Origin of the sequence: Microbacterium sp. CCNWLW134 (genome assembly GCF_037083565.1) — a bacterium.
Taxonomy (GTDB): Bacteria; Actinomycetota; Actinomycetes; order Actinomycetales; family Microbacteriaceae; genus Microbacterium.
Window position 1 is genome coordinate 186,557 of record NZ_JBAOJU010000002.1, and the last position, 23,436, is coordinate 209,992.

At 67.7% G+C, this 23,436-nt stretch carries 21 protein-coding genes and 2 tRNA genes; 15 read left to right on the forward strand and 8 right to left on the reverse strand.

Annotated elements, in window-relative coordinates; genetic code table 11:
• Nucleotides 1–37 precede the first annotated feature (37 nt).
• From dnaA to V6S02_RS11470, 10 genes are all read left to right on the forward strand, one after another.
• Entirely contained in the window at nucleotides 38–1,489 is a 1,452-nt protein-coding gene (gene dnaA, locus V6S02_RS11425) for a chromosomal replication initiator protein DnaA (protein WP_124292005.1), read from the forward strand.
• A 472-nt stretch (nucleotides 1,490–1,961) separates the two neighbouring features.
• On the forward strand, nucleotides 1,962–3,113 hold the full coding sequence (gene dnaN, locus V6S02_RS11430) for a DNA polymerase III subunit beta (RefSeq protein WP_124292006.1): 1,152 nt from the start codon (nucleotides 1,962–1,964) through the stop codon (nucleotides 3,111–3,113).
• A 51-nt stretch (nucleotides 3,114–3,164) separates the two neighbouring features.
• Nucleotides 3,165–4,427, forward strand: a complete 1,263-nt coding sequence (gene recF / locus V6S02_RS11435; protein WP_336400979.1) for a DNA replication/repair protein RecF — start codon at nucleotides 3,165–3,167, stop codon at nucleotides 4,425–4,427.
• Nucleotides 4,420–4,917, forward strand: a complete 498-nt coding sequence (locus tag V6S02_RS11440) for a DUF721 domain-containing protein (protein WP_336400980.1) — start codon at nucleotides 4,420–4,422, stop codon at nucleotides 4,915–4,917. Before recF ends, V6S02_RS11440 begins: the two co-directional genes overlap by 8 nt.
• Before the next feature lie 121 nt (nucleotides 4,918–5,038).
• Nucleotides 5,039–7,087, forward strand: coding sequence for a DNA topoisomerase (ATP-hydrolyzing) subunit B (gene gyrB, locus V6S02_RS11445; protein ID WP_124292009.1), 2,049 nt, complete (start codon nucleotides 5,039–5,041; stop codon nucleotides 7,085–7,087).
• A gap of 61 nt (nucleotides 7,088–7,148) precedes the next feature.
• Nucleotides 7,149–9,773 carry a DNA gyrase subunit A gene (gyrA, locus tag V6S02_RS11450; RefSeq protein ID WP_336400981.1) on the forward strand — a complete coding sequence of 875 codons (2,625 nt, stop codon included), beginning with the start codon at nucleotides 7,149–7,151 and terminating at the stop codon, nucleotides 9,771–9,773.
• Nucleotides 9,770–10,174, forward strand: a complete 405-nt coding sequence (locus V6S02_RS11455; RefSeq protein ID WP_124292011.1) for a DUF3566 domain-containing protein — start codon at nucleotides 9,770–9,772, stop codon at nucleotides 10,172–10,174. The genes gyrA and V6S02_RS11455 overlap by 4 nt, the downstream gene beginning before the upstream one ends.
• A gap of 69 nt (nucleotides 10,175–10,243) precedes the next feature.
• Nucleotides 10,244–10,320 (forward strand) — tRNA-Ile (locus tag V6S02_RS11460).
• A 10-nt stretch (nucleotides 10,321–10,330) separates the two neighbouring features.
• Nucleotides 10,331–10,403: transfer RNA gene (locus tag V6S02_RS11465), tRNA-Ala, on the forward strand.
• A gap of 58 nt (nucleotides 10,404–10,461) precedes the next feature.
• Entirely contained in the window at nucleotides 10,462–10,920 is a 459-nt protein-coding gene (locus V6S02_RS11470) for an NUDIX hydrolase (RefSeq protein ID WP_124292012.1), read from the forward strand.
• On the opposite strand, the gene V6S02_RS11475 is transcribed toward V6S02_RS11470, so the two are convergent.
• Nucleotides 10,917–11,396, reverse strand: a complete 480-nt coding sequence (locus V6S02_RS11475) for an aminoacyl-tRNA deacylase (RefSeq protein WP_124292013.1) — start codon at nucleotides 11,394–11,396, stop codon at nucleotides 10,917–10,919. The genes V6S02_RS11470 and V6S02_RS11475 overlap by 4 nt on opposite strands.
• The gene (locus V6S02_RS11480) at nucleotides 11,393–11,977 is read right to left on the reverse strand and encodes a DNA helicase (protein WP_124292014.1); all 585 of its coding nucleotides are present in this window, start codon (nucleotides 11,975–11,977) and stop codon (nucleotides 11,393–11,395) included. Before V6S02_RS11480 ends, V6S02_RS11475 begins: the two co-directional genes overlap by 4 nt.
• A 101-nt stretch (nucleotides 11,978–12,078) precedes the next feature.
• On the opposite strand from V6S02_RS11480, the gene V6S02_RS11485 reads away from it, so the two are divergent.
• Together V6S02_RS11485 and V6S02_RS11490 are read left to right on the forward strand one after the other, a co-directional pair.
• Nucleotides 12,079–12,636: a peptidylprolyl isomerase gene (locus tag V6S02_RS11485; RefSeq protein ID WP_124292015.1), complete on the forward strand. Its 558-nt coding sequence runs from the start codon at nucleotides 12,079–12,081 to the stop codon at nucleotides 12,634–12,636.
• Between the two features lie 23 nt (nucleotides 12,637–12,659).
• A complete protein-coding gene (locus V6S02_RS11490) occupies nucleotides 12,660–13,541 on the forward strand; it encodes a rhomboid family intramembrane serine protease (protein WP_124292016.1) in 882 nt (293 codons plus the stop codon).
• Nucleotides 13,542–13,714: 173 nt separating this feature from the next.
• Here V6S02_RS11490 and V6S02_RS11495 read toward each other — a convergent pair whose 3' ends face one another.
• Nucleotides 13,715–13,954: a cell division protein CrgA gene (locus V6S02_RS11495; RefSeq protein ID WP_322410537.1), complete on the reverse strand. Its 240-nt coding sequence runs from the start codon at nucleotides 13,952–13,954 to the stop codon at nucleotides 13,715–13,717.
• A 55-nt stretch (nucleotides 13,955–14,009) separates the two neighbouring features.
• On the opposite strand from V6S02_RS11495, the gene V6S02_RS11500 reads away from it, so the two are divergent.
• Genes V6S02_RS11500 through V6S02_RS11510 form a run of 3 tightly spaced genes read left to right on the forward strand, consistent with a single transcriptional unit; the run spans nucleotide 14,010 to nucleotide 15,651 of the window.
• Complete coding sequence (locus V6S02_RS11500; RefSeq protein ID WP_336400982.1) at nucleotides 14,010–14,867, forward strand: class E sortase; 858 nt, start codon at nucleotides 14,010–14,012, stop codon at nucleotides 14,865–14,867.
• Nucleotides 14,867–15,022: a hypothetical protein gene (locus tag V6S02_RS11505; protein ID WP_164478133.1), complete on the forward strand. Its 156-nt coding sequence runs from the start codon at nucleotides 14,867–14,869 to the stop codon at nucleotides 15,020–15,022. Before V6S02_RS11500 ends, V6S02_RS11505 begins: the two co-directional genes overlap by 1 nt.
• Nucleotides 15,019–15,651, forward strand: coding sequence for an anthranilate synthase component II (locus V6S02_RS11510; RefSeq protein ID WP_336400983.1), 633 nt, complete (start codon nucleotides 15,019–15,021; stop codon nucleotides 15,649–15,651). The genes V6S02_RS11505 and V6S02_RS11510 overlap by 4 nt, the downstream gene beginning before the upstream one ends.
• Nucleotides 15,652–15,801: 150 nt before the next feature.
• Here V6S02_RS11510 and pknB read toward each other — a convergent pair whose 3' ends face one another.
• The 5 genes from pknB to V6S02_RS11535 form a co-directional block, all read right to left on the reverse strand.
• Nucleotides 15,802–17,502, reverse strand: a complete 1,701-nt coding sequence (gene pknB / locus V6S02_RS11515) for a Stk1 family PASTA domain-containing Ser/Thr kinase (protein ID WP_442927925.1) — start codon at nucleotides 17,500–17,502, stop codon at nucleotides 15,802–15,804.
• 78 nt (nucleotides 17,503–17,580) lie between these two features.
• Complete coding sequence (locus V6S02_RS11520) at nucleotides 17,581–19,341, reverse strand: serine/threonine-protein kinase (RefSeq protein ID WP_336400984.1); 1,761 nt, start codon at nucleotides 19,339–19,341, stop codon at nucleotides 17,581–17,583.
• Entirely contained in the window at nucleotides 19,338–20,795 is a 1,458-nt protein-coding gene (locus V6S02_RS11525; RefSeq protein ID WP_124292021.1) for a peptidoglycan D,D-transpeptidase FtsI family protein, read from the reverse strand. Before V6S02_RS11525 ends, V6S02_RS11520 begins: the two co-directional genes overlap by 4 nt.
• Complete coding sequence (locus V6S02_RS11530; RefSeq protein WP_124292022.1) at nucleotides 20,792–22,195, reverse strand: FtsW/RodA/SpoVE family cell cycle protein; 1,404 nt, start codon at nucleotides 22,193–22,195, stop codon at nucleotides 20,792–20,794. The genes V6S02_RS11525 and V6S02_RS11530 overlap by 4 nt, the downstream gene beginning before the upstream one ends.
• Nucleotides 22,192–23,430, reverse strand: coding sequence for a PP2C family protein-serine/threonine phosphatase (locus tag V6S02_RS11535; RefSeq protein ID WP_124292023.1), 1,239 nt, complete (start codon nucleotides 23,428–23,430; stop codon nucleotides 22,192–22,194). Before V6S02_RS11535 ends, V6S02_RS11530 begins: the two co-directional genes overlap by 4 nt.
• Between the last annotated feature and the right edge of the window lie 6 nt (nucleotides 23,431–23,436).

Genomic DNA, 23,436 nt, shown 5'->3' on the forward strand with positions numbered 1-23,436 from the left:
GCACGGCCTGGGACCGCGAATCTCACCCGGGGGGCACATGGCCGAGCAGGACGCACCAGATGTACCGTTCTGGCCTGCCGTCATGGAGATTCTGGCGTCGGACGAACGTGTCACCCCGCAGCTCCACGGCTTCCTGAACCTCGCCGTTCCTCAGGGTGTCATCGGGGGAACGCTCTACCTCGACGTCCCCAACGACCTCACCGCCGCACAGGTGAACAAGCGCATGCGCGCACCGCTGCTCGAGGCTCTCTCCCGTGTGGATGTCGACGGCGGTCCGGCCGCCAGTGCTTTCCGCGTCGTGGTCAATCCCGACCTGGTCGCCACCCCGATGTCCGCCCCGGTCGCCCAGGCAGCGGCGGTGGAGCCCAACGGCTCCGCGTCGACGGTCACCGCCACGCTCACCCCGATCCGCTCGCCGCGCGAGGAGCCGATGGAGCCCGCATCGGTGTCCCGCACCGACACGCGACTGAATCCGAAGTACACCTTCGACAACTTCGTCATCGGACAGTCCAACCGATTCGCCCACGCTGCGGCGGTCGCCGTGGCCGAGGCTCCGGCCAAGGCCTATAACCCGCTGTTCATCTACGGCGACTCCGGGCTGGGGAAGACCCATCTGCTGCATGCCATCGGCGACTACGCGATCAGCCTCTACGCCGGCATCAAGGTCCGATACGTCTCGAGCGAAGAGTTCACGAACGACTTCATCAACTCCATCGCCAACAACCGCGGATCAGCGTTCCAGGCCAGGTATCGCGATGTCGACATCCTTCTCATCGACGACATCCAGTTCCTCCAGGGCCGTGCCGAGACGCAGGAAGCCTTCTTCCACACGTTCAACACACTGCATGACCACGACAAGCAGGTCGTGATCACCAGCGATGTGCCACCCAAGCACCTCACCGGCTTCGAAGACCGCATGCGCAGCCGGTTCGAGTGGGGTCTCATCACCGACGTGCAGGCGCCCGACCTCGAGACCCGTATCGCCATCCTGCGCAAGAAGGCGCAGTCTGAGCGGTTGCACATCCCCGACGAGGTGCTGGAATACATCGCCACCGTCGTCTCCAGCAACATCCGCGAACTCGAGGGCGCGCTGATCCGCGTGTCGGCGTTCGCCAGTCTCAACCGTTCGAACCTGGACATGTCCCTGGCCCAGACGGTGCTGCGTGACATCGTCGATCAGGATGACGCGAACATCATCTCGCCGACCGACATCATCACGGCGACCGCTCAGTACTTCAAACTGACCGTCGACGACCTCTACGGCTCGAGTAGATCCCAGGCGGTGGCGACCGCGAGACAGATCGCGATGTACCTCTGTCGGGAGCGCACCAACCTGTCGCTGCCGAAGATCGGCCAGCTCTTCGGAAACCGTGATCACACGACCGTGATGTACGCCTACAAGAAGATCAGCGACCTGATGAAGGAACGTCGGTCGATCTACAACCAGGTGACCGAGATCACCACCCAGTTGGGTCGCGGCGGGCGCTGACCTCACCGATTTCCCGTGCCGCATGCGTCGCGGCATCGTGCGACGGCGTATGCCGTAATCCGTGCTTGACACGACCCCCTGGGCGACGCCATTATCCGGTTCCTCACAGTGTGGAAAACTTGTGGATAACTCGGCAGCCCTGCGGAATCACTGTGCACGCACTGCACGCACCTGTGGAGAACTGTGGATAAGCCGGGGTTCGCGCTCCGACTGTTCACCCCGTCGTCCGCAGCCGCTCCACAACTCACACGCGTGTAGTTTCCGTGTGATCAGTGGCATCGACCCGGTTCTCCACAGTTTCCACAGCTGTTAACAAGAAGACAGAGAAAGATCTAGAGAAAGCTCATCCGATCACCTCCACAGGCTCGGCCGATGGAGAGAACACGTCCGGATGCGGCGTGATGCGGGCACTAGCATGGGCGAGGCCGACTACTAGCATGAGAAGGCCCAGCCCGACGTCGAGGGAGCACCCGTGAAGTTCCACGTCAATCGCGATGTGTTCAGCGAAGCCGTGTCATTCGTGGTGAAGCTCCTTCCGCAGCGCAATCCGCAGCCGATCCTGGCCGGTGTTCTCATCGAAGCGGGCGACTCCGGGCTGTCCCTGTCGGCGTTCGACTACGAAGCGTCGGCTCGTACGACGATCGACGCGACGGTCGATGAGCCCGGCACGATCCTCGTGCACGGACGCCTGCTGTCCGAGATCGCCAGCCGTCTGCCGAATGCCCCGATCCAGATCGCGGTGGAGGAGGACGGTGGAATCCTCCTCACCTGCGGGTCGGCGCGTTTCACCCTGTCGTCGATGCCGGTGCAGGAGTACCCCGCGATCCCCGAGGTCACGGGCGAATCGGGCCTCGTGCCCGCAGAGGATTTCGCCACCGCGATCGCGCAGGTGGCCTTCGCGGCATCCCGCGATGACGTCACGCCCGTCCTCACGGGCGTCCAGCTCGAGGTCACCGGCACCCGGCTCAGCCTCGTCGCCACCGACCGGTACCGCGTGGCGTTGCGCGAGATTCCGTGGGACGGCGGCTCTGCGGCATCCGACGAGGCCACCACCGCCCTCGTTCCCGCGCGCACCCTGACCGAGGTGGGCAAGACCTTCGCCCACGGCGGCGACATCTCGATCGCCTTCTCCGGCGCGGGTGACCGCGAGATCATCGCCTTCACCGCCGGCAACAAGACGGTGACCTCCCTGCTGATCAAGGGCAACTTCCCGCCCGTGCGGCGGCTGTTTCCCGAGCAGACCGAGCACCATGCCGTGGTCAATACCGCCGAACTGGCCGAGGCCGTGCGTCGCGTCTCGCTGGTGCTCGACCGGTCTGCACCGCTGCGATTCACCTTCACCTCCGAAGGGGTGGCCATGGACGCGTCGGGCACCGAGCAGGCCCGCGCGACCGAGTCGGTGGATGCCACGCTCCTCGGCGACGACGTGACGCTGGGTCTGAACCCGCAGTACCTTCTCGAATCCCTGGGCGCGGTGCGCAGCGAGTTCACGCGCATCACGTTCACCTCGAGCGAGAACGCCAACAAGCTCAGTCCGGTGCTCATCACCCCGCAGACGTCGGTCGACAAGGGTGGCGCGGAGTCGTTCAAGTACCTGCTGCAGCCGAACCTGCTGCTGCGCTGAGTCGCTCCGGGCCTCCGGATCGACGTCGGAGCGTCGAACTAGGCTGTCACGGTGATCGTCGAGCATCTGAGTCTGGCCGACTTCCGCAATTACGCGGCCGTCGACCTTGCTCTGCGCCCGGGTCCCAACGTCTTCGTCGGCAAGAACGGGCAGGGGAAGACGAATCTCGTCGAGGCGATCGCCTTCTTCGCCACCCTGGGGTCGCATCGGGTCTCGAATGATGCGCCGATGGTGCGCGACGGAGCCGAATACGCGATCGTTCGTGCACGGCTCGCCCACGGGGAGCGTCGCGTGCAGCTGGAAGCCCAGGTCAACCGACAGGGACCCAACAAGGCACGCGTCAACGGAGCGCCCGTGCGCACGGCCGAATTGCCGCGTTACGCGCAAGTGGTGCTGTTCGCCCCCGAGGATCTCCAGATCGTTCGCGGCGATCCGTCGGCGCGACGCCGTTTCGCCGATCAGCTGCTGGTGCAGCGAGCCCCGCGCATGGCCGGAGTGCTCGCCGACTACGATCGCGTGCTCAAGCAGCGGACCGCACTGCTGAAGTCGGCGCGCGCCCGAGGACTCAAAGCCGAGGCCCTTTCGACACTCGATGTGTGGGACGACAAGCTCGTCACGCTCGGAACCGAGATCATCCGTGCGCGGATCGCACTCGCCGCCGATCTCACCCCGCCTGTCGCCGCGGCGTACCGTGCGATCGCGGGCGAGGATCACCGACCCGAGCTCGAATGGGCCCTGTCGTTCTCGCGCGATTCCGATTCCGATTCCGATTCCGACGAGGATGCCACCACCACCGCGGACGAGCCGAGGACAGATGCCGCGTTCGTGGCCATTCCCTCGACCGCCGACGTCGTCGCCCAGTTCCGTGCCGCCCTGGCAGCGCGGCGTCCCGCCGAACTCGATCGCGGCGTCACCCTCGTCGGTCCGCATCGAGACGACCTCGTTCTCCGTGTGCGCGGACTGCCCGTCAAGGGCTATGCATCGCACGGCGAGTCGTGGTCGGTCGCCCTGTCGCTGCGTCTCGCGTCGGCCGAGCTGCTGCGGGCCGACTCGCAGCTCGGCGACCCGATCGTCATCCTCGATGATGTCTTCGCTGAACTCGACAGCGGGCGTCGGGGACGCCTGGCGGAGCTGACGGCGGGGTTCGAGCAGGTGATCGTCACGGCAGCGGTCGGCGCCGATGTGCCCGGAGCGCTGCGCGCGCACACGCTCCGGGTCGAGGCGGGCGAGATCTTCGATTCCGAGGACTCCGAGTCACCGGCGCCGGCGGTCCTCGCCGTCGACCGCCTCGGTGGGGGCGGCGCGAATGACTGAGGCCGACGCCGAATCGGTTCCCGAGACGATCGCCACCTACCTGCGTCTTCGCGGTCTCGATCCCTCGCCTCGGGCACTGCGTCGTCGCCGTCGCACACGTGACGTCGACGAGGCGCATCAGCCCTTCGCGCCGGGGCGCGATCCCCAAGGAGTGGCCGACGTGCTCGCCGATCTCACCCGGCAGGCCGGGTGGGAGCCCCAGTTGGCCCGAGAAGACGTGGTGCGCACGTGGAACGAGGTGGCCGGCGAGAACACGGCGCAGCACACCCGTCCGGTGGCCTTCGACCGCGGCATCCTCACCGTCCAAGCCGACTCGACGGCGTGGGCCAAGCAACTGCAGCTGATGCGCGCGCACATCCTGTCGGAGATCGTTCGCCGCTACCCCGAGGCGGGTGTGGAGTCCATCCGTTTCATCGGGCCGGACGTCCCCTCCTGGAAATGGGGTCCGAGAGCCATTCCAGGGCGCGGTCCGCGCGATACCTACGGTTGAGCCACGTCCGATCCTGTCCGGGCGTATTTCATGCCGCCACAGCGGCGTAGAGGGCGTGCAACGAGTCATCGACTTGATAGACTGTGAAGGTTCGTGAACCGATGTGGAGCGCTGGAAATCTATGACGTCTGTGACCCCTGAAAGCGTTCCCGAAAGCACCGAGCCGCGTTCCGCGGACAACCGCGTGGCAGGCGAATACGGAGCCGACGACATCCAGGTGCTCGAGGGCCTCGAAGCGGTCCGCAAACGCCCGGGCATGTACATCGGCTCGACTGGCGAGCGCGGCCTGCACCACCTCGTCTACGAGATCGTCGACAACGCCGTCGACGAGGCGCTCGCGGGCTACTGCGACGCCATCGAGGTCACCATCCTCGAAGACGGCGCCATCCGCGTGATCGACAACGGCCGCGGCATCCCTGTCGACATGCACCGCACGGAGGGCAAGTCCACCGTCGAGGTCGTCTTGACCGTGCTGCACGCCGGCGGCAAGTTCGGTGGCGGCGGGTACGCGGTCTCGGGTGGTCTGCACGGGGTCGGTTCATCGGTCGTGAATGCGCTGTCGTCTCGCCTCGAGGTCGAGGTGCGCCGCCAGGGCCACGTCTGGCGTCAGTCGTATCGCGACGGCGGTGTGCCGCAGGCACCCCTGTCGAAGGACGAGCCGAGCGACCAGACCGGAACGACGGTGACCTTCTGGCCCGACGCCGGCATCTTCGACACCGTCGATTTCGACTACGAGACCCTGCGCACCCGCTTCCAGCAGATGGCGTTCCTCAACAAGGGGCTGCGGATCACCCTGAGCGACGAGCGCGAAAGCGCCGTGTCGGTCGAGGCCGACGAGTCCGGCGAGGAGAAGCCGCACCATCCGCGTGACAGCTTCTTCTACGAGCGCGGCCTGGTCGACTACGTCGAGTACCTGAACAAGGTGCGCCGGGCTGAGATCGTCAACGAAGAGGTGATCGCGTTCGAGTCCGAAGACACCGACCGCAAGATCGCCCTCGAGATGGCGATGCAGTGGACCACGAGCTACACCGAGAACGTGTTCACCTTCGCCAACACCATCAACACCCACGAGGGCGGGACGCACGAGGAAGGGTTCCGCGCGGCGCTGACCGCGCTCGTGAACCGGTACGCCCGCGCCAACAACCTCCTGAAGGAAAAGGACGAGAATCTTTCGGGTGAGGATGTCCGCGAGGGCCTCACCGCGGTCATCTCGGTGAAGCTCTCGGAGCCGCAGTTCGAGGGGCAGACCAAGACCAAGCTCGGCAACACCGAGGCCAAGGCGTTCGTGCAGAAGGTCGTCGGCGATCGGCTTGGCGATTGGTTCGACCGCAATCCGGTGCAGGCGAAGAACATCATCCGGAAGGCCATCGATGCCGCGACCGCACGCCTTGCGGCCCGGAAAGCCCGCGAGACCGCGCGCCGCAAGAGTGTCTTCGAGTCGGCAGCGATGCCCGACAAGCTGAAGGACTGCACCAGCAAAGACCCCTCGATCAGCGAGATCTTCCTCGTCGAGGGTGACTCGGCCGGCGGATCGGCCGTGCAGGGGCGTGACCCGCGTACGCAGGCGATCCTCGCTCTGCGCGGCAAGATCCTCAATGTCGAGCGTGCGCGCCTGGATCGCGCGCTCGGAAACAAAGAGGTCCAAGCGATGATCCAGGCCTTCGGCACGGGCATCGGCGAGGACTTCGACATCACGAAGGCGCGCTACCACAAGATCGTGCTGATGGCCGATGCCGACGTCGATGGTCAGCACATCACGACGCTCCTGCTCACTCTCCTCTTCCGCTACATGCGCGGGCTGATCGAGGCGGGTTACGTCTACCTCGCACAGCCGCCGCTCTTCCGGCTGAAGTGGTCGAATGCCGATCATGAGTACGCCTTCAGCGACCGGGAGCGCGACGCGATGCTCGTCGAAGGGCAGGCCCGAGGCAACCGACTGCCCAAGGCCAACGATGGTGGCATCCAGCGCTACAAGGGTCTCGGCGAGATGAACGATCACGAGCTCTGGGAGACCACGATGAATCCCGAGACCCGGATCCTCCGCCAGGTGACCATCGACGACGCCGCGGCGGCCGACGAGATCTTCTCGGTCCTGATGGGCGAAGACGTCGAATCGCGGCGCGGATTCATCCAGCGCAATGCCAAAGACGTGCGCTTCCTCGACATCTGACGACGCGATCCATGCGCGTTCCGTCTCGCGAGAGACGAAACGAAGAAAGTAGAGACAACTGATGGCTGACGACGAGCGTCCTGACGCGAACGCCGGACACAACCACGGACGCATCGACCAGGTCGACCTGCAGCTGGAGATGCAGCGCAGTTACCTCGACTACGCGATGAGCGTGATCGTGGGTCGTGCCCTGCCGCGGGTGGAGGACGGCCTGAAGCCCGTGCACCGCCGGGTGATCTACGGCATGTACGACGGGGGCTACCGTCCCGACAAGGCCTTCTCGAAGTGCACCCGTGTCGTCGGCGAGGTCATGGGGCAGTTCCACCCGCACGGTGACGCACCGATCTACGACACCCTCGTCCGTCTCGTCCAGCCGTGGGCACTGCGGTACCCGCTCGCCCTCGGCCAGGGCAACTTCGGCTCACCCGGCAACCAGGGCGCTGCGGCACCTCGATACACCGAGACGAAGATGGCTCCTCTCGCGCTGGAGATGGTGCGCGACATCGAAGAGGAGACGGTCGACTTCGAGCCGAACTACGACGGACGCACCCAGGAGCCCGTCGTTCTCCCCTCTCGATTCCCCAACCTGCTCGTCAACGGATCCGTCGGCATCGCGGTCGGCATGGCCACCAACATCCCTCCCCACAACCTGCGAGAGGTGGCCTCCGGTGCGCTGTGGGCGCTCGAGAACCCGGATGCCACGCGCGAGGAGCTGCTCGAGGCGCTGATGGAGCGCATCCCCGGGCCGGACTTCCCCACCTCGGCGCAGATCCTCGGCACCCGTGGCATCAAAGAGGCGTACCGCACCGGTCGCGGGTCGATCACCATGCGGGCGGTGGTGAACGTCGAGGAGATCCAGGGTCGCACCTGCCTCGTGATCACCGAGCTGCCTTACCAGGTGAACCCCGACAACGTCGCCGTGAAGATCGGCGACCTCGCCCGTGACGGCAAGATCACCGGCATCGCCGACATCCGCGACGAGACCTCGGGCCGCACGGGTCAGCGCCTGGTCATCGTCCTCAAGCGCGACGCGGTCGCCAAGGTCGTGCTGAACAACCTGTACAAGCACACGCAGCTGCAGGAGAACTTCGGCGCCAACATGCTGGCGATCGTCGACGGCGTGCCCCGCACTCTTTCGCTCGACCAGTTCATCTCGTACTGGATCACGCACCAGGTCGATGTGATCGTCCGCCGCACCCGCTTCCGCCTGCGCAAGGCCGAGGAGCGGATGCACATCCTCCGCGGCTATCTCAAGGCGCTCGACGCGCTCGACGAGGTCATCGCGCTCATCCGCCGGTCGCCGACCGTCGACGACGCGCGCGAGGGCCTGAAGTCCCTTCTCGACATCGACGATCTCCAGGCGGATGCGATCCTGGCGATGCAGCTGCGTCGTCTGGCGGCCCTGGAGCGCCAGAAGATCGTCGACGAAGCGCGCGAGATCGAAGCGCAGATCGCCGAGTTCAACGCGATCCTCGCCGATCCGGCACGTCAGCGCGAGATCATCCGCGACGAGCTGACCGCCATCGTGGACAAGTTCGGCGACGACCGCCGCACCGAGATCCTGCCCGGATACGACGGCGACATGTCGGTCGAAGACCTGATCCCCGAAGAGGAGATGGTCGTCACCGTCACCCGCGACGGTTACATCAAGCGCACGCGCAGCGACAACTACCGCTCGCAGCACCGCGGCGGTCGCGGGGTGAAGGGGGCGCAGCTTCGCGCCGACGATGTGGTGGAGCACTTCTTCGTCACGACCACCCACCACTGGCTGCTCTTCTTCACCACGAAGGGCCGGGTCTACCGCGCGAAGGCGTACGAGGTCCCCGAGGCCGGGCGCGACGCCAAGGGACAGCACGTCGCGAACCTGCTCGCGCTGCAGCCCGGCGAGGAGATCGCGCAGATCCTCGACATCCGTGACTACAACGTCGCCACGCACCTCGTGCTCGCAACGCGCAGCGGACTGGTCAAGAAGACCCGCCTCACCGAGTACGACACGAACCGTCAGGGCGGGGTCATCGCGATCAAGCTGCGCGGCGCCGATGAGGAGAACGGTGACGAGCTCGTCAGCGCGATGCTCGTGAACGACGGTGACGACCTCCTTCTCATCAGTCGGCACGGGATGTCGCTGCGCTTCACCGCCACCGATGAGGCGCTGCGTCCGATGGGCCGCGCCACCGAAGGTGTGAAGGGCATGTCGTTCCGGGGCGATGACTCGCTCCTGTCGGCCTCGGTGGTCTCGGAAGACGGATTCGTCTTCGTCGTCACCGAAGGCGGTTATGCCAAGCGCACCTCCGTCGACCAGTACCGCAGTCAGACACGCGGCGGTCTCGGCATCAAGGTGGCGCGTCTGACAGAGGATCGCGGCGTTCTCGCGGGCGGTCTCATCGCCTCGGAGGACGACGAGGTCTTGGTGGTCCTTGCCAGCGGCAAGGTGGTACGCTCTGCGGTGGCCGAGGTGCCTGCCAAGGGACGCGACACGATGGGTGTCGTGTTCGCCCGTGCCGGCGACGATGATCGGATCATCGCGATCGCCAGGAACTCCGAGCGTAATCTCACAGAGAACGGCGAGGCACCCGAGGCAGACTCGAGTCTGGCGGCCGACCCAGACCTCCCGGCCGGTGCGGTGCCGCAGGAGGCGGATGCACCCGACACCCCTGAGACGCCCGAAGGAAGTACTGACGCATGAGCACGGTAGCCGACAAGCTCGCCCGTAAATCCAGCAGCAAGACCAGCGCCAAGCAGGTGCGCCTGCGTCTGGTGTACGTCGACTTCTGGTCGGCGGTCAAGCTGTCGTTCCTCGCGGCCGTGGCTGTGGCGATCGTCACGGTCGTCTCGCTGGTCATGATCTACCTCGTGGTGTCGACCACCGGCCTCATCGCCGAGGTCGACGAGCTGCTGGCCAGCTTCACCGACGGCGGATTCGTGCTGGCGCAGTTCCTCGGTCTTCCGCAGGTGCTCGCGTTCGCGGCGGTCGTGGGCATCTTGAACCTCGTCGTGGTCACGGTGCTCGGTGCGGTCATGGCCGGCATCTACAACCTGGCGGTCAAGGTCACCGGCGGCCTGCTGGTCGGCTTCACCTCCAACTGACCGATTCGAGAAAACCGGTCGCGTCCGGTAACCTCTTGGAGGTTGACGACGCGAGTCGCCGACACAATCGGGGCTATAGCTCAGGCGGTTAGAGCGCTTCACTGATAATGAAGAGGTCCCAGGTTCAAGTCCTGGTAGCCCCACCATCCCTGCCCCGGGGCCTTAGCTCAGTTGGTAGAGCGCCTGCTTTGCAAGCAGGATGTCAGGAGTTCGAATCTCCTAGGCTCCACAGCGAAGAAAGGGCCGGCCCGGAGGGTCGGCCCTTCTGCTGGTTTAGGGTCGTGCGTATGGACCTGCGCGTCGCCGCGTACGCGGTCGTCGTCGACGCCGCGGACCGCCTCCTCCTCGCACACTGGAACGAGGGGCGCCGGGCGGCCTGGACGCTCCCCGGGGGCGGCCTCGAGCCTGGCGAGGATCCGGCATCGGCGGCCCGCCGCGAAGTCTTCGAGGAAACCGGCTTCGACGTCGAACTCGCCGAACTGCTCGGAATCAACTCCCGCGTCATTCCGGGCAACCGCCGCATCACTCCCGGTGCGACCGAGCCGCTTCACACCCTGCAGATCGTCTACCGTGCGCATGTCACCGGCGGACGACTGCGCCACGAGGTCGGCGGCAGTACCGACCGGGCTGGGTGGTTCTCGCTCAGTGAGGTGGCTCGGCTGCAGCACGTGCGGTTGGTCGACATCGCCCTCGGGATGGCGGGGTACACCGACCAGGAACCGGGCGTCGCCGCCGCGTCGGGTTAGTTTCCCTCTGCCGGCTGCGAGATGTCCGCCACCGTCGCGCCGTAGGCGGCGATCAGCGCATCGGCATCGACGAAGAGGCTGTAGCCGTGCGCGCCCGCGCCCATCGCGATCCGCTCACCCACGATCCGCTCATCGGCGTAGATCGGCCAGTCGGTGGTGCTTCCGATGGGCACGATCGTCCCTCGCTCATAGCCGGTCGCGGCGAGAGCGGCATCCGGATCAGGAAGCTTCAGACGATTGACGCCGACGACCGCGCGGAGCTTCGGCCACGAGATCGCCCGATCGCCCGGGACGAGGGCGAACAGATACGAGTCATCCGCTCTTTTCACCACCAGCGTTTTCACGATGCCCGCGGGAGGGATGCCGAGAAGCTCGGCCGCCTCGGGGAGGCTCTTCGCCGCCGGACGCTCACGAAACTCGACGGAGAGGCCGCGCTGGTCGGCGGCCTCTCTCACACGTTCTAACGCTGAGTTCAAGCGTCGGGGGCGCGCAGCGGGTCGTCGGCCACCCACAGCTCGTCGTCCGCCCGCAGGGTCTGCCACGCGGCATAGAGCACGCCGGCAGCGGCGGCGACGCCGAGGATGATGGCGATGACGCCGCCCGCACCCATGCCCTGCTTCTTGGGCTCGAGCACCGAGAACTTCTTCGACAGCGCCTTCGTGGCGTCCTTGCCGTACTTCTCGGCCTTCTTGGAGTACGTCTTCGAGTCGGGCAGCGCCAGACCCTTCCCCTTGGCCAGCCGTGCGCGGGTGTCGTTGGCCGCATCCCACACCGACATCGCCGAACCGACCACGGCGCCCGTGGCGGGAATGACACGGTGGGTGAGCACGTCACGCGAGACGTCGAGGCTCTTGGTGATGTACGGCTCGGCGTACTTGCCGTACGTGGCCTGCACCTGGGGGCCGAGGTCTTCGCGACCGTACTTGCCGAGCTGGCGGCCGGCTTCACGGGCGACGTTCGCGGCCTGGCCGACGAGCACCTGCTGCGACTCCCACAGATTGTTGGCTTCACGCTGAAGCTTGCGGAGTTCCTTCTTGCGCTTACGGCTGAGGCTCACGGGGCCCTCCCTCTGGACAGGCGTGATCGGACGTTTCGTCCATCTTGCCAGACTGCCCCCTGACCGCCAGGGCTTGCACGGGACTCTGAAAGAATGTACTCATGCCCATTCACACCGCTGTCGCCACGATCCACACCAACCACGGAGACATCGTGGTCAACCTCTTCGGCGACCAGGCCCCCCGCACGGTTCAGAACTTCGTCGGCCTCGCCGACGGCTCGGGCTCCTGGACCCACCCCGCCACCGGCAAGCCCGGCGAAGGCCCCCTCTACAACGGTGTCATCTTCCACCGCATCATCCCCGGCTTCATGATCCAGGGCGGCGACCCGCTCGGCCAGGGCACCGGCGGCCCGGGATACACCTTCAACGACGAGATCAGCCCCGAGCTCGACTTCAACGCCCCCTACAAGCTGGCGATGGCCAACGCCGGTCTCCGCCGCAACGGCCTCACCGGCAAGCCCGAGGGCACCAACGGCTCGCAGTTCTTCATCACCACCGACCCGACCCCGTGGCTGCAGGGCAAGCACACGATCTTCGGCGAGGTCGCCGACGACGCCTCGCGCGCCGTCGTCGACGCGATCGCGAAGGTTCCCACCGCAGCCGGCGACCGTCCGGTCGAGCCGGTCGTCATCGAGTCGATCGACGTCGTCACCGCCTGAGCGGCGGCGCCGCTGACACGGACGTGAGCTCCGACGACCTTCGTCGCAACAGCGACAACTTCTGCTACCGGCATCCCGACCGGCAGAGCTTCGTCCTGTGTCAGCGGTGCCTACGCACCATCTGCCCCGAGTGCCAGACGCAGGCGCCCGTGGGGGTCATCTGCCCCGAGTGCCTCGCTGAGCAGCAGGCGTCGCGGACGACCGCGCAGAAGAAGGCGGAGCGCCGGTGGGCGCGCCGCCCCGCCGCGGTCGTCGTCGGCGACACCCGGCCCCTCGCGACGTACGCGATCATCGGCCTCACGGCGCTGGTGTACCTCGTCTCGTTGATCCCCGGGTTCGGGAGCACCGTGACCGACACCCTTTCGTTCTGGGCGCCCACGCTCTACCCCGAGGCCTTCGGCGTCTTCCAGCCCTGGCGCCTGCTCACCGTGTCGCTCGTCCACTCGGGCTTCTGGCACATCGGTCTGAACATGCTGGCGCTGTGGCTCATCGGTCGCAGCCTCGAACCGCTCCTGGGCAGATGGCGCTTCATCGCGCTCTACCTGATCAGCACGCTGGGCGGCTCGGTTGCGGTGGCGCTGCTGTCGTTCGGGACCCCGGTCGTCGGAGCCTCGGGCGCGGTCTTCGGCCTCTTCGGAGCGCTGCTCATCATCGGCCGGCACCTTGGTGCGCCGGTGACCGGCATCGCCATCGTGCTCGGCATCAACCTCGTCATCGGGTTCATCCCCGGATTCAACATCTCCTGGCAGGCGCACGTCGGCGGTCTGATCGCGGGACTTCTCGTCGCGGTCATCCTCACCCGGACGCGTGCCCGTTCGCGACGCCCCCTGCAGATCGCCCTGCTCATCGCCCTGACGGTCGGGTTGCTCGCGCTGCTGCTGGTGCCGCCCGCCCTCTACTTCTGAGGGGACTTATCCACAGATTCATCCCCACCTGGGGATGAATCACACCGGTGTAATTAGGTCCTGTGGAAAGGACGGATGCCGCGGCATCCGTCTTCCTCCGCCCGGTCCGCTCCGGCTTGCCCGCCGCCTTCCCCGCCGGCGAAGATTCGCCGTGTCTCGTGTCGGTGGGAGGGTCAGCGCCAGCGGGTGGTCATCAGGAACCCGATGAAGGCGATGCCGAAGCCGATCGCGAGGTTCCAGGCGCCGATGCCGGGGATCGGCCACTGCATGCCGCTGATGTAGAAGACCAGGACCCAGACGAGTCCGACCAGCATGAGGCCGATCATGATCGGCTTGAACCACACCGGGTTGGGGGCGGCTTCGCCCTCCGCGCGCTCGATGAGCGTGTCGTCGTCCCTGCCTGAGCGTGCCATGGGCCCCATTCTATCCGCCAGCGGGATCCCAGCGAGAGGTGGCTACAATCGCCCCGTGGGTGACGAGCGTGACGTGCGGATGACCGAGCCGGCCCTGCGCCGTGATCGCACCGCCCGCGCGGCGCCGTCACCGGCCGCGCCTCCCGGGAAAGCACCGCGTCACGCGAAGCCGAGACCGCGCGTTTCGATCGTCGGCGTCTTCGGTGAACTGCTCATCACCGCCGGCGTCGTGACCCTGCTCTACGTCGGGTGGCAGATGTACCTCGGCGACCTCATCTTCGGCGCACAGGCCAACGCCGAGGGACGGGAGCTGTCGGAGCAGTGGGCCGAGCAGTACGGCGAGGGCCTGCCCGAGGCCGTGCCGACTCCCTCCGACCAACCCGCCGACGCTGAGCCGGCGCCCGCCGAGCCGGTGATCCTCCCCGAGCCGACCGGCACCGAAGACTTCGCCATCATGCGCATCCCGCGCTTCGGCTCGGACTACGCCTGGACCATGGCGGGTGGTGTCACCCGCGCGGGAACCCTCGACAACTTCCGCATCGGCCACTACCCCGGCAGCAAGATGCCCGGCGAAGTCGGCAACTTCGCCGTCGCGGGTCACCGCACCACCTACGGCGCACCGTTCAATCGCATCGCCGAGCTCCACGTCGGAGACGCCATCGTGATCGAGACGCCGGCGGGGTGGTACACGTACCGCTTCCGCACCCTCGAGTACGTCACGCCCGACGAGGTCGAGGTGCTGCTCCCGGTGCCGCAGATGCCCGACGTCCCGGCGAACGGGCGCTACATCACGATGACCAGCTGCAGCCCGATGTTCTCGCTCGCCGAGCGCATCGTCGCCTATGGCGTCTTCGAGTCGTTCCAGCCCTACGCCGACGGACCGCCGGCCTCGCTCACCGAGGGAGTCAGCTGATGTACGCCGCGTTCTGGCGGGTTCTTCCCGGCCCCTGGTGGGTGCGGCTGTTCATCGTGATCGTCCTCGTCGCCGCGATCCTCTACGGGTTGTTCTTCTACGCCTTCCCCTGGGTGAGCCAGTTCGTCAATCCGCAGGAAGTGACGGTCGAGTGACGGCCGACGTGCTCGTCGTCGACAATCACGACAGCTTCGTCCACACCCTGGTCGGCTACCTCCACCAGCTGGGCGCGTCCACCCGCATGGTGGAGGCCGACGCGCTGGATCCGGAGGTTCTCGACGAGACCCTCGAGGGTCACCGCGGCGTCCTGGTCTCCCCCGGTCCCGGCACGCCCGCCGACGCCGGGGCGTCGATCGCGGTCGTGCGTGCCGCATCGGCCCGCAGCATCCCTCTTCTCGGGGTGTGTCTCGGCCACCAGGCCATCGCTGAGGCCTTCGGTGCCCGGGTCGGTCACGCCCCGGAGCTGATGCACGGGATGACCTCGGAGGTGCGTCACGACGGCAGCACGCTGTTCGCCGGGCTCGCCGACCCGTTCACCGCTACCCGGTATCACTCGCTCGCCATCGAGCGCCCCACGCTCCCGCCCGAGCTGGTGGTGACGGCCGAGACCGAGAGCGGTGTGATCATGGGCATCGCTCACCGCTCCGTGCCGGTGCTGGGCGTGCAGTTCCACCCCGAGAGCGTGCTCACCGAGGGTGGTCACCGGCTGCTGGGCAATTGGCTCGAGACGCTCGGTTTCCACGGGGCTGCCGAGCGCGGCGCCACGCTGAGCCCGCGGCGCTGACTCCGTTCGCCGACGCGAGGAGTATCGGCCGAGGCGAGGGCGATCTCGCGCCAGCTGTACTCGCCTCGGCCGATCGTCCGCGTGCGAGAAGGAGGATGCCGCGGCTCGAGCCCGCGCGACGGAGCCTGCGCGACGGAGCCCCTCGCCGACTCAGGCCCCGGTGCAGTACGTCAGGGTGATCGTCGATCGCACCGGCACATCACCGGGGGCGAGCGACTGCTGCGACACCGTCGTCGGGTTCGTCGCGGGGCAGCCGGGGTCTTCCGCGGTCTCGACCGTGAGGCCGAGCTCGTCGGACTGCAGCTCGCGCGTCGCGGCGTCGACGGTGTAACCGCGGTAATCGAGGATCGTGACGTTGCCCGTGGCGACGACGAGGTTCACCACCGTGCCGGCCGGCACCTCGGTGCCCGCATCACGATCGGCCGAGAGCACCATGCCCGCCTCGCGGCCGGGGTCGTTCTCGGTGCGGATGGTTCCCACGCGGAGCCCCGCATCGGTGAGCGCCTGCGCCGCGGCATCCCGCGTCAGTCCCTCGAGGGTGGGCACCGTCGCAAGATCCTGACCCTCGGAGAGCACGACGAGCACGCCCTGCCCGGGCGAGACCGAGACGCCGGAGGCGGGGTCGGTGCGGATGACCGCACCCTCGGGCACGTCGACGCTGGGTTCGGTGATCTGGGACGGAACGAGGTCCTGCCCCTCCAGCTCCACCACGGCGCGCTCGTAGGTCATGCCCGACACGTCGGGGACGATCCGGGCGCTCGAGGGCACCTCGTTCGACGGCTGGATCGTCACCGCCCAGAACAGTACCGAGATCAGCAGAACCGCCAGCAGCGCGACGCCCGCCCAGATCCATGCGACCGGCGGGCCCGCCTGGGTGCGCTTCATCGTGGTGTCGGTGCTGAGCTGACGCAGTGATCGCGCGGTCTCGGCAGCGGCGCGCGGGTTCGGACCGTAGAGCTCGCTGGTGAGGGCCCCCACCTGACGCTTGGACGGGGCCTTGCCGTCGATGGTGGCATCGAGTGCCTCGCGGAAGCCCGCGGCATCCTGGTAGCGCTGGAAAGGATCCTTCGCCAGCGCCCGCAGTACGACGGTGTCGAGCGCGCGCGGCACGGTCTCGACGATCTCCGACGGGGTGAGCGGGGTCTCGCTGACGTGCTGGTAGGCCACTGCCACCGGGGATTCGCCACGGAACGGCTGACGACCGGTCAGCAGCTCGTAGAGCACCACACCGGTGGAGTACAGATCGGCGCGCGCGTCGACCGGCTCGCCCTTGGCCTGCTCGGGGGAGAAATAGGCGGCGGTGCCGAGGATCTGCGTCGTCTCGGCGACGGTGGACGATGAGTCCGACACCGCGCGCGCGATCCCGAAGTCCATCACCTTGACCTGGCCGGCGTCGGTGACCATGACGTTGCCGGGCTTGATGTCGCGGTGCACCACGCCGGCGCGGTGCGAGTACTCCAGGGCCTCGAGGATGCCGTCGACGTAGCGCACCGCATCCGAGACGGGCACCGGGCCCGCGGCGATGATGTCCTTCAGCAGGCGCCCGCGCACGAGTTCCATGACGATGAACGGCACCGGACGCGTCACTCCGTCGACTCCGGACTCGGAGTCTTCGCCGGCGTCGTACACGCGCACGATCGCGGGGTTGGCCATGCGACTGGCTGCCTGCGCCTCGAGCCGGAAACGGGTGCGGAAGGCATTGTCGTCGGCGAGATCGCGGTCGAGGATCTTGATCGCGACCTGACGGCCGAGCGTCAGGTCTTCGCCGCGGTACACCGTGGCCATCCCGCCGCGACCGATGATCTCATCGACGCGGTATCGCCCTGAAAGCACGCGCGTCTCAGTGGTCACAGTCACCCCCTGGTGGAACGGGTACAGCCTAACGGACGGTCCCGAGGTACTCCCTGAGACCGGATCGGATGCCGGGGATCAGCCGTCGGCGCCGTCGTCGCCGCCGCCTTCACCGCCGCCGTCGGTGGGTGAGGGCGAGGGTGCGGCCTCGATCGTCGCCTGGGCTTCGGGCGAGTTGCCGGAGGTGCGCTCGCCGGAGGGTCCGCCGGTGCAGGTGACCGTGTAGGTGACGAGCACCGTGCCGCTGGCGTTGTTCGGCACCGACAGCTGCGCCTGGCGCGTGTTGGTGTCGAACGGCATGGTGTTCTGTCCGTTGGAGAACGTACCGTTCACCGCGGTCAGCGTGTAGGCGCCGGGCGATCCTTCACCGGCGGGGCAGGCGTAGCCCTGCCAGTTGACGGTGAGGGTGCCGCCGGGGGCGACCGTGCCCGAGCTGAGGGTCGGCGCGGTCGGCTGCGGCAGCTCGGTCTGCGGACCGTAGAACGACAGCGTCAGCACCTGGTCGGGGGTGATGGATCCCTGCGGCTCGTAGTCGTACACGAGCGAGACCTCATCGGCGGTGGGTGCGGCGTTGCCCTGCTGGCAGTTGACGGTGAGCACGCCGGCGTCGAGCGCCGCCGCACGCGCGGTGTCGCAGTCGACGCCGACGAGACCGAGCGCGTCGAGGTCGATGCGGTCCTGGGTGGGCGTCGCGGACGGAGTCGTCTGGGAGGGCGTCGGGCGCGAGGTCGTCGTCGACCCGGAAGGGTCGGGCGACGGGTCGCCCTGGTTGGCGAACAGGGCCCAGAGCGTCCCGCCGAGCACGAGGAGCAGGATGACGATGAGGGCGACGAGCGGCCAGGTCCAGCGGCTGCGCTTCTTCTTCTCCGGCTCCTGCGGCTCGGCGTAGTCGGGCAGCGGCGCCGACAGGATCTGGGTCGCCGCGGCCGTCGCACCGGCAGGGGCGAGGAGCTGGGTGGCGTCGTCGGCGAGCACGGCGGCACCCGCGATCGCGGGCACCGCGGCCGCGGCAGCCGCGAGGTCTCCCCGGCGGAGAGCGGATGCCGCCCGCGCGACCGCGGCGGCGGAGGCCGGTCGATCCTCGGGCTTCTTCGCGATCATCGCCATGACGAGGTTCTGCACCGGCTGCGCGACCGTGGGCGGCAGCGGCGGAGGCTGCTCGTTGATCTGCGCCATGGCGATCGCGACCTGCGACTCGCCGGTGAAGGGGCGCTTGCCGGCGAGGGATTCGTAGGCGACGATGCCGAGCGAGTAGGTGTCGGTCGCAGGCGACGCCGGGTGACCCGATGCCTGCTCAGGCGAGAGGTACTGCACGGTCCCCATGACCTGACCGGTCGCGGTCAGCGGCACCTGGTCGGCGATGCGGGCGATGCCGAAGTCGGTGATCTTCACCCGGCCGTCGGGGGTGATGAGGAGGTTGCCGGGCTTGATGTCGCGGTGCACCAGGCCCGCCGCGTGCGCGGCCTGCAGCGCCGCCGCGGTCTGCGCGACGATGTCGAGGGTCTTGTCGGTCGACAGTGCGCCGTCGCGCTCGAGGATCGTCGACAGCGCCTCGCCGGGCACGAGCTCCATGACGAGGAAGGCCGAGCCCGCCTCCTCGCCGTAGTCGAAGACGCTCGCGATCCCCTCGTGGTTCACGAGGGCCGCGTGCCGGGCCTCGGCGCGGAAGCGCTCGAGGAACCCGGGGTCGCCCATGTACTCGTCCTTGAGGATCTTGATCGCGACCGTCCGTCCGATGACGTGATCGGTCGCCTCCCAGACCTCGCCCATCCCGCCGATGGCGATGCGCGAGTCCAGCTCGTAGCGTCCTCCGAAGGTCACTCCCTGCGTCGGTCTCATCTTCCCAACACCGCCTCCATGACCGTCTTCGCGATGGGCGCCGCGATTGTGTTCCCGCTGCCGGACTGGCCCTGTCCGCCACCGTCTTCGATGACCACCGCGACGGCGACCTGGGGGTCGTCGGCGGGTGCGAAACCGGTGAACCAGAGCGTGTACGGCTCGTCTGATCCGTTCTCCGCCGTGCCGGTCTTCCCGGCCACGTCGACCCCGTCTATTCTTGCACCGCTCGCCGCGCCGTCCTGGACATTGGCGACCATCATCGCCACCATCTCCTCGGCGAGATCCTCATCCAGCGCGCGGCCGAACTCGGTGTTCTCGAAGGTCTGCTGCACCGACAGATCCGGCCCGATGACCTGATCGACCATTCGGGGGTTCATCACGACCCCGCCGTTGGCGATCCCCGCCGAGACCATGGCGATCTGCAGCGGCGTCGCATCGACCTGACCCTGGCCGAACCCGGTGAGAGCGGTCTGCGGGTCATCCAGTGCGCGAGGGTAGGGCGAGGCGGTCGAGGTGAGCGGGATGTCGAAGCTCCGATTGAAGCCGTACTTCTCGGCCTCTTCGCGGATCGCGGTGTCGCCGAGTTCGACGGCGAGCTCGGCGAAGGGGATGTTGCAGCTGAGGCGCAGCGCCTCGGCGAGCGTGACCGTCTCGCCCGGACCGCACGCACCGCGGCTGGCGTTGTAGACCACGTTGCTCGACTGCGGCAGCTGGTAAACCGCGGGGTTCGGCAGCTCGGACTCGGGCGTGTAGTCGCCGGAGGCGAGGGCGGCCGAGGCGACGACGAGCTTGAACGTCGATCCCGGCGGGTTCAGATCGCCGCCGATCGCGCGGTCGATGAGCGGGTCGGCCGGGTCGGCCAGCAGCTGCTCGTAGGTCGCGTTCACCTGCTCGGGGTCGTGGATGGCCAGCGAGTTGGTGTCGTAGCTCGGGCTGGTCACCAGCGCGAGCACGCGGCCGGTGTCGGGCTCGATCGCGATGACCGCGCCCTGCAGGTCGCCGAGGGCGTCGTAGGCGGCCTGCTGCACGGTGGCATCCAGGCTCAGTTCGACGTTCGAGCCGCGCGGCGGCTGTCCGGTGAAGATGCGCTCGATGCGGGAGAGGAACTGCGCGTTGGAGGTGCCGCTGAGCTCGCCGTTCATCGCCTGTTCGATTCCGGTCGACGCGCCCAGAGCGGGGTTGATGTAGCCGGTGACCGGTGCCCACATGTCGCCGTTCTGATACACCCGCTGCCAGCTGTAGACATCGTCGGAGGGGACGGATGACGCGATCTCGATCCCGCTCGCGACGATCGAGCCGCGCTGCACCTCGTACGAGTCGTAGAGCGCGCGCGTGTTGGCCGAGTTCGTGGCGAGGGTCTCGGCCTGGATGACCTGGATGATGCTCGTCGACCCGAAGAGGGCGAGGAACATCAGCAGCACGATGATGCTGAGCCGGCGCAGTTCCTTCGTCATCCGATCACCACCCGGGGGCGGCTGCGCACGGCGTCCGAGATGCGCAGGAGCAGGGCGACGATGATCCAGTTCGCCACGAGCGACGAACCGCCCGCCGCGAGGAACGGGGTCGTGAGGCCGGTGAGGGGGATGAGGCGCGTGACGCCGCCGACCATGATGAACACCTGCAGCGCGATCGTGAACGCCAGGCCCGTGGCCAGGAGCTTGCCGAAGTCATCCTGTCCCGCAAGGCCGATGCGGATGCCGCGGCTGACGAAGACCATGTACAGGCAGAGGATCGCGAAGACGCCCACGAGCCCGAGCTCCTCGCCGAGGCTCGGCAGGATGTAGTCGCTCTGCGACAGCGGGGTGATGTACGGGCGGCCCTGACCGAGCCCCGTGCCGATGAGGCCGCCGTGGGCGAGCCCGAAGATGCCCTGGACGAGCTGATAGCTGCCCCCGGAGCGCTCGATGATCTCGGGGTCGAACGCGTTCAGCCAGTTGGCGAAGCGCCCGCCGACGTAGGGCAGCACGCGTGAGGCGAGGAAGGCGCCGGAGGCCGCAAGGGCGACACCGATCAGCACCCAGCTGGTCTTGCCGGTGGCGACGTACAGCATCGCCACGAACATGCCGAAGATGAGCGTGCCGGTGCCGAGGTCGCGCTGCATGACGATGATGCCGAGCGAGACGAGCCAGATCACCAGCAGCGGACCGAGCTCTCGGGCCCGTGGCCAGGTCATGCCGAGGAACCGGGTGCCTGTGGAGGTGAGGCTCTCCCGGGTGCGGACGAGGTAGCCGGCGAAGAAGATGGCCAGGGCGATCTTGGCGAGCTCGCCCGGCTGGAACGACACGAAACCGAGCGAGACCCAGACATCGGCGTTGGCGTTCGTGCCGAGGCCGGGGACGATGGGAAGCAGCAGCAGGGCGATGCCGGCGAAGCCGGAGACATAGGTGTAGCGGAAGAGCACCCGGTAGTTGCGGAGGAAGATCACCACGACCACCGCGGCGACCACCGCGATGGCCGCCCAGGCCATCTGGCGCGTCGACGCGGCATCCCATCCCTCGTCGCGGATCGCGATGTCGATCCGGTAGATCATCGCGATGCCGAGGCCGGTGAGGATCGTGGCGATCGGGACGACGAACGGATCGGCGTCGCGCGCGCGGAAGCGCAGCACGATGTGGAGTGCCAGCACCAGCACGGTGAGGCCGCCGCAGTAGTAGAGGAACGTCGGCTCGATCGCGCCGATCGCCCCGAGCTGCACGAGGGCGACGGCCGCCCACGTCAGCGCGCAGGCGAAGAGCAGCAGGAACAGCTCGCGGTTTCGCTGCGTCTGCGGCACGCGGATGCGCTTGAGCGCGCGGATCACCGCGGTGTCGGTCGAAGGGGCGTCGGGTCGGGTGACGCCGGGAGGTGCGGTCATGAGTTCGCCTCCGCGGCGATGCGCAGTCGATCGACGATCGTCCGGGCGTCGTCGAGCGATTGTGCGGTGATCGTCCGTTCGACGGTCGTGCGCGAGAACGGGGGGAGGTCGGTCAGGTCGATGCCGGTGTCTTCGAAGGGGGTCGACAACGGGAGGGGACCGATGTCCTGCTGGACGCCGCGGTAGATGACGACCGTGTCGTCGTCGGCTCCGACGAAGTAGCGGGTCTGGGTCCACTGGTACGCCAGGATCAGCGTCGTCGCGATGGCGGCGATCACGAGGATCAGCCCCGCGAACCACGCGATCCGTCGCCGGCGCGCGCGGCGCCGGTCTTCTTCGATGAGCTCCTCGAGGAACTCGGCGTCGGGCTCGAAGTGGGTGGGTTCGTTCGCCGCCCCACGGTTGGGGTGCAGCCAGCTGCTGCGTCCGGGGCGGGCGGCGGGCACCTCGACGCCGATCGGGTTCGAGGCCGAGCCGACGATCGTGGGGGTGCCGAAGAAGACCGGATGCTGCCCGCCGACGTCGACCAGGACGATGGTGACGTTGTCGGGGGCACCGCCGTCGAGGGCCTGCTTGAGCAGCGCATCGGCGGTGCGGCCCGGGGCGAGGCCGAGCCCGAGGGCTTTGGCGGTATGCGGGTCGTCGACCACGCCCGACAGTCCGTCGGAGCACAGCAGCCACCGGTCGCCCGGCTGGGTCGGCATGATGAACGTGTCGACCTCGGGATCGGGATCCATGTCGCCGAGCACCCGCATGAGCACCGACCGGCGCGGGTGGTAGCGCGCCTCCTCGGGGGTGATGCGGCCCGAGTCCACCAGGCGTTGGACGAAGGTGTGGTCGGTGGTGATCTGGGTGAGCGCGCCGTCGCGGTACAGATAGATGCGCGAGTCGCCGATGTGGGCGATGACGGCATAGTCGTCGACCATCAGCAGCGCGCTGACGGTCGTGCCCATGCCGGCGAGCTCGGGCTTGACGCCGACGGTGTCGATCAGGTGCTGGGCGGTCTCGGCGATGGCGTCGCGGAGCGCCCGTTCGGCCGTCGCGGTCGACGAGAACGAGTCATCGAGGTCACGCAGCCTCTCGATGGCGAGGCTCGAGGCGACATCCCCGCCGGCGTGGCCGCCCATGCCGTCGGCGACGACGAAGAGGTTCGATCCGGCATACCCGGAGTCTTGGTTGTTGGAGCGCACCTTGCCGGTGTGCGAGATCGCGGCGCTCGAGCCCTGGAAGACCATGAAGGA